General features: G+C 70.9%; 11 protein-coding genes. All 11 read right to left on the reverse strand.

What is annotated here, in order from left to right; all coding sequences use genetic code 11:
• Positions 1-21 precede the first annotated feature (21 nt).
• The gene (locus M3195_RS11700) at positions 22-612 is read right to left on the reverse strand and encodes a Trp biosynthesis-associated membrane protein (RefSeq protein ID WP_251587712.1); all 591 of its coding nucleotides are present in this window, start codon (positions 610-612) and stop codon (positions 22-24) included.
• Positions 609-968: a phosphoribosyl-AMP cyclohydrolase gene (gene hisI / locus M3195_RS11705; protein WP_251587714.1), complete on the reverse strand. Its 360-nt coding sequence runs from the start codon at positions 966-968 to the stop codon at positions 609-611. Before hisI ends, M3195_RS11700 begins: the two co-directional genes overlap by 4 nt.
• A complete protein-coding gene (gene hisF / locus M3195_RS11710) occupies positions 965-1,726 on the reverse strand; it encodes an imidazole glycerol phosphate synthase subunit HisF (RefSeq protein WP_251587719.1) in 762 nt (253 codons plus the stop codon). The genes hisI and hisF overlap by 4 nt, the downstream gene beginning before the upstream one ends.
• Positions 1,726-2,568: an ATP phosphoribosyltransferase gene (gene hisG, locus M3195_RS11715; RefSeq protein WP_251587726.1), complete on the reverse strand. Its 843-nt coding sequence runs from the start codon at positions 2,566-2,568 to the stop codon at positions 1,726-1,728. The genes hisF and hisG overlap by 1 nt, the downstream gene beginning before the upstream one ends.
• A gap of 38 nt (positions 2,569-2,606) precedes the next feature.
• Entirely contained in the window at positions 2,607-2,870 is a 264-nt protein-coding gene (locus M3195_RS11720; protein WP_251587727.1) for a phosphoribosyl-ATP diphosphatase, read from the reverse strand.
• Positions 2,867-3,547, reverse strand: coding sequence for a ribulose-phosphate 3-epimerase (gene rpe, locus M3195_RS11725; RefSeq protein ID WP_308211588.1), 681 nt, complete (start codon positions 3,545-3,547; stop codon positions 2,867-2,869). The genes M3195_RS11720 and rpe overlap by 4 nt, the downstream gene beginning before the upstream one ends.
• Positions 3,534-4,937 carry an RsmB/NOP family class I SAM-dependent RNA methyltransferase gene (locus tag M3195_RS11730; RefSeq protein ID WP_251587728.1) on the reverse strand — a complete coding sequence of 468 codons (1,404 nt, stop codon included), beginning with the start codon at positions 4,935-4,937 and terminating at the stop codon, positions 3,534-3,536. The genes rpe and M3195_RS11730 overlap by 14 nt, the downstream gene beginning before the upstream one ends.
• A gap of 110 nt (positions 4,938-5,047) precedes the next feature.
• Positions 5,048-5,980, reverse strand: a complete 933-nt coding sequence (gene fmt, locus M3195_RS11735; protein ID WP_251587729.1) for a methionyl-tRNA formyltransferase — start codon at positions 5,978-5,980, stop codon at positions 5,048-5,050.
• 55 nt (positions 5,981-6,035) lie between these two features.
• Entirely contained in the window at positions 6,036-7,994 is a 1,959-nt protein-coding gene (locus tag M3195_RS11740) for a primosomal protein N' (RefSeq protein WP_251587730.1), read from the reverse strand.
• A 7-nt stretch (positions 7,995-8,001) separates the two neighbouring features.
• Positions 8,002-9,195: a methionine adenosyltransferase gene (gene metK, locus M3195_RS11745; RefSeq protein WP_251587737.1), complete on the reverse strand. Its 1,194-nt coding sequence runs from the start codon at positions 9,193-9,195 to the stop codon at positions 8,002-8,004.
• A gap of 92 nt (positions 9,196-9,287) precedes the next feature.
• The gene (rpoZ, locus tag M3195_RS11750; RefSeq protein WP_045258544.1) at positions 9,288-9,545 is read right to left on the reverse strand and encodes a DNA-directed RNA polymerase subunit omega; all 258 of its coding nucleotides are present in this window, start codon (positions 9,543-9,545) and stop codon (positions 9,288-9,290) included.
• Positions 9,546-9,558 lie beyond the last annotated feature (13 nt).

Raw genomic sequence — 9,558 nt, forward strand, 5'->3', positions numbered from 1 at the left:
ATCGGGTCAAGTCTATCGGGGTCAGCGCGTGGGATCGGTTCCGCGCGACAGGTCATCCCAGGAATCGATCGCGTCGACGGGACCCGCCGTCTCGGCCGCGTGCGGCGCATCGGTGCGGAATCGGCGGCCGCCGGTCTTCCAGCGGCGCCAGGTGACGAGCACCACGAGGGATGCGGCGAGCAGCACGATCCATCCGACGAGAGCGATGGGCGGCCACGCGGACCGATCGATCCCGACGACGACGTCGGCGATCGCCGCGCTGCCGGCCAGGCCGGTCGTCTCCGTCACGGTCGGGCCGACGGCCGAGAGCGGATCGGAGACGAGCAGTTGCAGTGTCGTCCAGCCGAGGAAGACGGCGGAGGCCGCACCGAGCACTCCGAACACGAGCCGGAGCACCGGTCCGACGATCGACATGGCGAGTCCGAGAGCCAGCACGGCGAGGCTCAGGGGCGCGAGGAGCGGCAGGGCGGAGGCCCCGGGGACGAGGATCGACTCGCCGGCGTCCGCCCGTTCCACCGTCAGCCAGGTCTGGGTCGAGGAGATGATGCCGATCGCCCCGGCGAGGAGGAAACCGAGCACCGCGATCGAGCGGCCGCGACGAGCCAGGCTCATGCGCTCGCGCTCCCGTCGACCGCCTCGAGGTCGGTCGTGTCGAAGCAGGTGCGGGCGCCGGTGTGGCACGCGGGACCGGTCTGGTCCACACGCAGGAGGATGGCGTCGCCGTCGCAGTCCAGCCGCGCCTCGCGCACGACCTGGATGTTGCCGGAGGTGTCGCCCTTGCGCCAGTATTCGCGGCGCGAGCGCGACCAGTACACGGCGCGTCCGGTGGTGAGCGTGCGGCGCAGCGCCTCGGCATCCATCCAGGCGAGCATCAGGACCTCGCCGGTGTCCCACTGCTGGACGATCGCCGGCGTGAGGCCGTCGTCGTTGAAGACGACCCGGGAGATGCGCTCCTCGACCGAACTCATCGGACGACCACTCCCTCCGCGCGCAGCGCATCCTTGACGTCGCCGACCGTCAGCGCGCCGGTGTGGAAGACGCTCGCGGCGAGCACGGCATCCGCTCCGGCCTTGATGGCGGGTGCGAAGTGCTCGACCGCACCCGCGCCGCCCGAGGCGATCACGGGGACCGCTGCCACCTCGCGCATCAGGCCGACGAGTTCGAGATCGAACCCGTCTCGGGTGCCATCGGCGTCGATGGAGTTCACGAGCAGTTCGCCTGCGCCGCGCTCCGCCGCCTCACGCGCCCACTCGAGGGCGTCGAGGACCGTCTGCGTGCGTCCGCCATGCGTGGTGACGACGAAGCCCGACGCCGTGGTGTCCGCGCGTTTGACGTCGAGTGACAGGACGAGCACCTGTGCGCCGAACCGGTCGGCGATCTCGCCGATCAGGTCCGGACGCGCGATGGCCGCCGAGTTGACACCCACCTTGTCGGCGCCGACCGCGAGCAGACGCGCCACGTCATCGACCGATCGAACTCCCCCGCCGACCGTCAGTGGCACGAAGACCTGCTCGGCCGTCCGCTGAACCACGTCGTACGTCGTCGCGCGAGCGTCGACCGTGGCCGTCACGTCGAGGAAGGTGATCTCGTCGGCCCCCTGGGCTGCATAGTGCCGCGCCAGCTCGACGGGGTCGCCCATGTCGCGGAGGTTCTCGAAGTTCACGCCCTTGACGACGCGGCCGGCCGCGACGTCGAGGCACGGGATGACCCGGCTCGCCAGGGTCATTAGAGCCTCGCGTTGTGGATCGCGGTCACGAGGATCGCCCGTGCACCCAGGGCGTACAGCTCGTCCATGACGGGGTTGACCCGCGACCGGGCGACCATGACGCGCACCGCCACCCACTCCGGATCCCGCAGCGGCGACACGGTCGGCGACTCGATGCCGCCGGCGACCTTCACCGCGTCGTCGAGGAGTGCCACGGGCAGGTCGTAGTCGATCATCACGAAGCGTCGCGCGACCATGACGCCGCGGAGACGGCGCAGCAGCGTCTCGGACCCCTCGGCATCGTGAGGACCCGCGATCAGCACGGCCTCGGATTCGAGGATCACCGGGCCGAAGACGTCGAGGCCCGCCTGGCGAAGCGTCGTGCCGGTCTCCACCACGTCGGCGACGGCGTCGGCCACGCCGAGCTGCACCGCGGATTCCACCGCGCCGTCGAGCGGAACGAGATCGACGGCGATACCCCGCTCGTCGAGGAACGAGTCGACGAGACCCGGGTACGACGTGGCGATGCGCAAGCCGTCGAGCTGCGACACGTCGGTGTAGCGTCCCGCCGGCGCAGCGAACCTGAACGTGGATGCGGCGAAGCCCAGGGCCTCGATCTCTCGAGCTCCCGGCATACGGGCATCGAGGAGCAGGTCTCGACCGGTGATCCCCACGTCGATCGCGCCGGAGCCGACGTACGTCGCGATGTCCTTGGGGCGGAGGAAGAAGAACTCGACGTCGTTCTCGGTGTCGACGACGTGCAGGGTCTTGGTGTCACGGCGACCGGCGTAGCCGGCCTCCGCGAGCATCTCGGCGGCGGTCTCGGACAGAGACCCCTTATTCGGAACGGCGATGCGCAGCATGAACAGCCTTCAGTTCGGGGTGGAGGGGACGGGGCGCGTCACAGATGTCGGTAGACGTCCTGCAGGCTCAGGCCCTTCGCGATCATCATCACCTGCACGTGGTAGAGCAGCTGCGAGATCTCCTCGGCCGCCGCCGCGTCGGACTCGTACTCCGAGGCCATCCAGACCTCGGCCGCCTCCTCGACGATCTTCTTGCCGATCGTGTGCACGCCGCCGTCGAGCTCCGCGACCGTGCCCGATCCCTCGGGACGGGTCTCCGCCTTGTGGCTGAGCTCAGCGAACAGCTCGTCGAAAGTCTTCACGATTCCAGGCTAGCGGCTCGCGCGCGGTCCCTGAGCCGGGTGACGGCGGCCTCCACGTCGTCCGCGCCGTAGACCGCCGATCCTGCCACGAACGTGTCGGCACCCGCGGCGGCCGCCTGTTCGATCGTCGCGTCGGAGATGCCGCCGTCGACCTGCAGCCAGACGGTGGAGCCGCGTCGCTTCGCCTCATCAGCCAGCGCCCGCAGCTTCGGCATGGTCTCGGCCATGAATCCCTGGCCGCCGAAACCAGGTTCCACGGTCATCACGAGGATCTGATCGAACTCGTCGAGCACGGAGTACAGTCCCTCCGCTGGTGTGTCCGGCTTGACCGCCACGCCCGCCCGCGCCCCGATGCTCCGCAGCCGGCGCGCGAGCGAGATCGGATCCGCCGCGGCCTCGAGGTGGAACGTCACGCTCGCGGCACCCAGCTCGGCGTACCCGGGCGCCCAGCGATCAGGATCGGTGATCATGAGGTGCACGTCGAGCGGGATCGGACTCGTCGCCTGGATGCGCTCCACCATCTGCGGACCGAAGGTGAGGTTCGGCACGAAGTGGTTGTCCATCACGTCGACATGGGCGAAGTCGGCCGTCGCGATCTTCGCGAGGTCGCGCTGCATGTTCACGAAGTCCGCGGCGAGGATGCTGGGGTTGATGCGAGGGGCGTCAGGCAGTTCCACGGGTGTCGTCTCCTTCTGCGGCCGAGTCGCCGCGTGCGTCCGAGTCGGTGCGCTGCAGCAGCGCGAGGAACATGGCGTCCGTGCCGTGTCGGTGCGGCCACAGCTGCACACGCCCGGAGCCGTCCGAGCCCAGGTCGATCGGCGATCGAGCGAGCCGCGAGACCACGGAGCGGGCATCGAGCTCGGCGACGTCGGCGCGCCCGCGCAGGACCTCCTGCACGACGCCCGTGGTCTCGGCGAGGTGGGGCGAGCACGTGACGTAAGCGACGATCCCGCCGGGAGCGAGAGCCTCGATGGCCGCGGTCAGCAGCTCGACCTGCAGCGGGACCAGATCCGCCACGTCTGCCGGCGTCTTCCGCCATCGGGCCTCCGGGCGCCGACGGAGTGCGCCGAGACCCGTGCACGGCGCGTCGACGAGGATTCGGTCGAACGTCGCCGGGTGCTCGACGGCGAGAACGCGCCCGTCCTCCTCGTGCACGACGACTTCGCCGGGAACGGCGCGAAGGGCGTTGCGGACGAGGCCGGCGCGGGCGGGCACGACCTCGTTGGCCTCCACCGTAACGCCGTACGCGCGGGCGACCGCCGCGAGGAGCGCCGTCTTGCCGCCGGGGCCGGCGCACAGGTCGAGCCACCGCTCCTCGGCACGGACGGGAGCGGCCTCGGCCAGCGCGAGAGCGACGAGCTGCGAGCCCTCGTCCTGCACGCGCACTGTTCCGTGCGACTCGGTGAGCAGGCGGTGCGGATCGCCTCCGGGGGAACCATAGGCCGTGGGCGCGTACGGTCGTCGCGGTTCGCCGGGCTCTGCGAGACCGGGCAGTGCGACGAGGGTCACCTCGGGCGAGGCGTTGTCGGCGTCGAGCAGAGCCTCGAGCTCGTCGGCCCGACCTTCTGCGGCGAGAGCCCGGCGCATGGCACGGATGACCCACACGGGGTGGGCGGTACGCAGCGCGAGTCGTTCGTCATCGGACCGGGCCGCGTCCTCGATTCGCGTCTGCCACTCCCCCGGCGTCTCGCGGGCGATGCGACGCAGTACGGCGTTGGCGAAACCCGCAGCCCCGCGTCCCTGAGCCGACGCGATGAGATTGACCGACTCGTTGACCGCGGCGTGCGACGCGACACGCGTCGCGAGCAGCTGGTGCGTGGCGAGCCGGAGCGCATCGAGCACGGCCGGATCGATCTCGTCGACCGGGCGGTTGGCAGCGGTGCGGATGATGGCGTCATAGGTGCCGCTGCGGCGGAGTGTGCCGTAGGCGAGCTCGGTGGCCAGGGCGGCATCCTGCGGGGTCAGACCGGCTTCAGCGATCGCCGACGGCAGCAGGAGGTTCGCGTACGCGTCGGACTCGGAGACCGCACGCAGAACGTCGTAGGCCACGCGGCGCGCGGGCTGCACGGTGCGCTGCGCTCCTCTGGCTTCTCCACCCCGCCGCTCGGACGGTCGCCGCCGGTTGCCGCTCGAACCATCCCGGTGACCGCTCGGGCGACGATCCCCTTCTCGCGCGCTCACGCGCCAGCTCGCAAACCGTCGGTGTCGCGGAGTCCGCGCCACCAGTCGGTGGCGTTCATGGCCCCCTTGCCGGCCGGCTGCAGACGCGTCACGGCCAACGGGACATCCGTGGTGCCGATCAGCAGTGCGGTCTTCGTCGCCGCGAGCTCGCCGGGCGCGAGCTCGCCCGGTGCGAGATCTGCGCCGCCGGCAGGGGCCGCTGCGAGGATCTTCACCCGCTGACCGCCCACGGTCGTGTGCGCGCCGGGCTCAGGGGTCACGCCGCGGAAGCGAGCGAACACCCGCGACGCCGACTGCGACCAGTCCAGTGCGCCGTCGTCGAGCGTGAGCTTGGGAGCCAGGGTGGGCTCCCCCGTCTGCGGCCCGGCGTGCAGTGTGCCTGCGTCGATGCCCGACACCACCTCGGACGTGAGGTCGGCGCCGAACACCGCGAGCGCCTCGAGCACGGCATCCGCCGTCGCATCGCGCGGGATGTCCGCCTCCCGCATGGCGAAGACATCGCCCGCGTCGAGCTCCGGCACGAGCTGGAACACGCTGGCCCCCAGGGTCTCATCACCGGCGATGAGCGCGCGCTGCACGGGGGCCGCCCCCCGCCACCGCGGCAACAGCGAGAAATGGAGGTTGATCCATCCGCGATCGGGTGTCGACAGCAGCGGCTCGCGCACGAGTCCGCCGTAGGCGACGATGACGCCGAGCTCGGGCTTCAGCGCCGCGATACGGCGAGTGACCTCGTCGTCGAGCCGCGCCGCCTTGAGCACCGGCAGTCCGAGGTTCACGGCGGTCTCGGCGACGGGAGACGGCGTCAGCACGCGCTTGCGGCCGAGGGGCGCGTCGGGCCGCGTGACGACCGCGAGGATCTCGTGCTCGGCGGCGAGGCGCCGGAGGGTGGGCACGGCGGCCGACGGTGTGCCGGCGAAGACGAGACGCATGAAGGTGCTCCGGAGGGAAGTCGGGTGGAACCGGGGCCTGGGCGGTCGGAGCCGCTCAGAGCTCTGGATCGAGGATATCGAGGCGGACCGAGAGTGTGCTCCGAGAAGAGCGGCCCTTGCCGCGCCGTGCCGCGACGGCCTCGGCGACGACCGCGGCGCGCAGCGTGGTCGCCACTCTGCTTCCGGCGCCGTAGTCGAAGCGCACGAGGGCTCGAACCCGGGGCGGAACGTCGTCGGACTCCACCGGAACGGGGCCGAGCACGGCATCCGCGGGCAACGAGAGCTCGCGAAGACCGCTCAGCGCCCGCCCGACTGCCGCAGACGACCCCTCGACGAGCGCGACTCGTGCGGCAGGGGGCATGTGCAGCGGCCCCCGCTCGGAGAGCTCTGCGCGAGCGTAGCCCGCCTGGTTCCACGTCGCGAGGGCTCGGGCCACGGCACCGTCGACACCCACGAGGTGGATGGGCGCGCCGGAGGCTGCGAGGGCGGCGGCGTTCGACCACCAGCGCAGACAGGCCTCGCCGATGCGGAGATCCGGAGCCTGCAGCATCCGCGGACCGTCGAGCAGCACCACCGCCCGGTATCCGCCCTCCGCGATCGGCTCGGCGCCCCGCGTCGCCACGACGAGAGCGGGCTTGTCGGCGACCCGCTCCACGGGGTGCGCGCTGTCGGCGACGATGACACGGATGCCGGGGAACGCCCGACCGAGTTCGTCGGCGGTGCGCTCGCTGCCCGACGAGGCGAGTCGTAACTTCGTGGACGAGCACACCGGGCAGGTCCAGGCCCGCGCGCCGCGACCGCACCACCCGCAGACCGGCACGGCGCCGCGGTGCTTCGCTCCGAGCGGTCCCCCGCAGTGGGCGCAGCGAGCGGGCGCCCGGCATTCGGCGCAGACGAGGGAGGGGGCGAATCCCGGACGCGACACCTGCACGAGCACGGGTCCCTCGGCGGCCGCGTTGCGCGCCGACAGGAACGCCGAGGACGGCATGCGCTGGGCGGTGGGCGCCTCCATCTCCTGCGGAGTGCTGAGGATCACCCGGGGCAGGACCCGCCTGCGCGCACGGACGTCCTGCAGCCACCCTCGCGCCACGAGGCGCTCGACATCCGTGGTGCGGGTGTGGCCGACGAAGAGCAGCGCTGAACCCTCCTGCTCCTGCCGGAGCAGCGCCGCGTCCCGTGCGTTCACGTACGGAGCCAGCGGCTCGCCGAGCAGCGGGTCACCGTCGTCCCAGATCGCCACCAGGCCGGCCTGCACCGGTGCGTAGACGGCCGAGCGGTTGCCGACGACGATGCACGGGGACTCTTCGAGTGAGCGGAGGAAGGCCCGATAGCGGTCGGGATTCGTCTGTCGGGAGTCGTAGCGGACCACGGTGCCCTCCGGCGCGACGCTCTCGAGGGCGGCGAGCAGGCGATCGAGATCGCGATGGTCGGGCACGATCAGGATGCTGGAGGCGCCGCCGTCGAGCACCGTCGTGGCGGCCGCCGCGAGCAGCGCTGCCCACCCCTGCTCCTCATCGCGCTGCTGCGGGATCGCCTCGACGGCCGCGCGCCCTCGCTCGGCGAGCACGGCGTCGAGACCGTCGTAGGCCTCGATCACTCCCCGAGCCGCCTCGCGCGCGGCATCCGACACCCTTGCCACCGGTGCGTCGTTCGTCCACGCCTTCTCCACCCGCACCTGGCGCTTGGGGATCACCAGACGGAGGATGTCCGACGCCGACCCCGCGGCGCGGTCGGCAGTGCGACGCGCCAGCCGGTAGAGCCGATCCGGAAGCACCGAGACCGGGGAGACGACGCTCTCGATCTCCGACAGAGGCCGGTCGGCGTCGTTCTCGACGTCGAGCTCGACGACATAGGCGTCGACCACCCGACCCGCGGAGCGCAGAGGTACGCGCACACGCACCCCCGTGCCGACCTCGCCGAGTTCCTCGGGTATCGCGTAGTCGAACAGTCGGTCGAGCTGCGGCAGCGGCGAGTCGAGGAGCACGCGCGCGATACGCCGGCTCTGCGTCACCATCGCGCCCTCAGAGGCCGGCTGCCCGCCGCAGCTCCTCGGCGCGATCCGTCCGCTCCCAGGTGAAGTCGGGAAGCTCTCGGCCGAAGTGCCCGTACGCGGCGGTCTGCGCGTAGATGGGGCGCAGCAGATCGAGCTGCTCGATGATGGCCTGCGGCCGCAGGTCGAAGACATCGAGGATCGCCCGCGTGATCGCCTCGTCTGAGACCTTGCCGGTGCCGAACGTCTCGACGTAGAGACCGACGGGCCGCGCGACACCGATCGCGTACGCGACCTGCACCTCCAGGCGGTCGGCAAGGCCCGCGGCGACGGCGTTCTTCGCCACCCAGCGCGTGGCGTACGCGCCCGACCGGTCGACCTTGGACGGGTCTTTGCCGCTGAACGCTCCACCGCCGTGACGCGCGGCGCCGCCGTACGTGTCGATGATGATCTTGCGCCCGGTGAGCCCGGCGTCTCCCTTGGGACCGCCCGTGACGAAGGGGCCGGCCGGGTTGATGTAGTAGGTGATGTCGTCGAGGTCGAGACCCGTGGTCGCGAGAACCGGATCGATGACGTGCTCGCGCACCTGCGCCTGCAGCTCCTCCTGGGAGATGTCGGGGTTGTGCTGCGTGGAGAGGACGACCGCGTCGACCGTCTTCGGCGTGAAGCCGTCGTAGCCGAGGGTCACCTGGGTCTTGCCGTCGGGGCGGAGGAACGGCAATGCGCCCGAGCGACGCACCTCGGTGAGCCGTTCGGCGATGCGATGAGCGGTCCACGCCGCCATCGGCATCAGCTGAGGCGTCTCGTTGGTCGCGAACCCGAACATGATGCCCTGGTCGCCGGCGCCGAGTCCGTCGAGCGGATCGATCGACGAGCCGTCACGGTGCTCCTGCGCGTTGTCGACGCCGTGCGCGATGTCGGAGGACTGCTCCCCCACCGAGACGCTGACTCCGCACGAGTCGCCGTCGAACCCGGTATCGCTGGAGGTGTAGCCGATCCCGTTCACGACCTGACGAACGATCGTGGGGATGTCGACGTAGGCGTCGGTGCGGATCTCCCCCGCGACGTGCACGAGTCCGGTCGTCACGAGAGTCTCGACCGCGACGCGGGACCCCGCATCCTTCGCCAGGAGCCCGTCGAGGATGCTGTCCGAGATCTGGTCGCAGATCTTGTCCGGGTGCCCTTCGGTGACGGACTCGGACGTGAACAGACGCAGGGCGCTCATCGGTGCTCCAGAACGGGATCGATAGGATGAAGGGGTCGGACCCCATTCTGAACCGCGCCGCCGACATCAGCCGGCGGCGCGGTCACAGGAGGTCACTCTGCGTGACGCAGGCGGAGCTTGTCCTCGTTGATCTCGTGCAGAGCGATGGTCAGCGGCTTGTCCTCGACCGAGGAGTCGACGAGCGGGCCGACGTTGTCGAAGAGGTTGCCCTCGTGCAGGTCCGAGTAGTAGTCGTTGATCTGGCGCGCGCGCTTCGCCGCGTAGATGACGAGCTCGTACTTGGAGTCCACTCGGTCGAGAAGGTTGTCGATGGGGGGATCGATGATGCCCTTGTTGTGGTGTCCGGCCATGGTGACCTCCTGA

The sequence above is a fragment of the Microbacterium hydrocarbonoxydans genome (assembly GCF_023715885.1).
GTDB classification, from domain to species: Bacteria; Actinomycetota; Actinomycetes; order Actinomycetales; family Microbacteriaceae; genus Microbacterium; species Microbacterium hydrocarbonoxydans_C.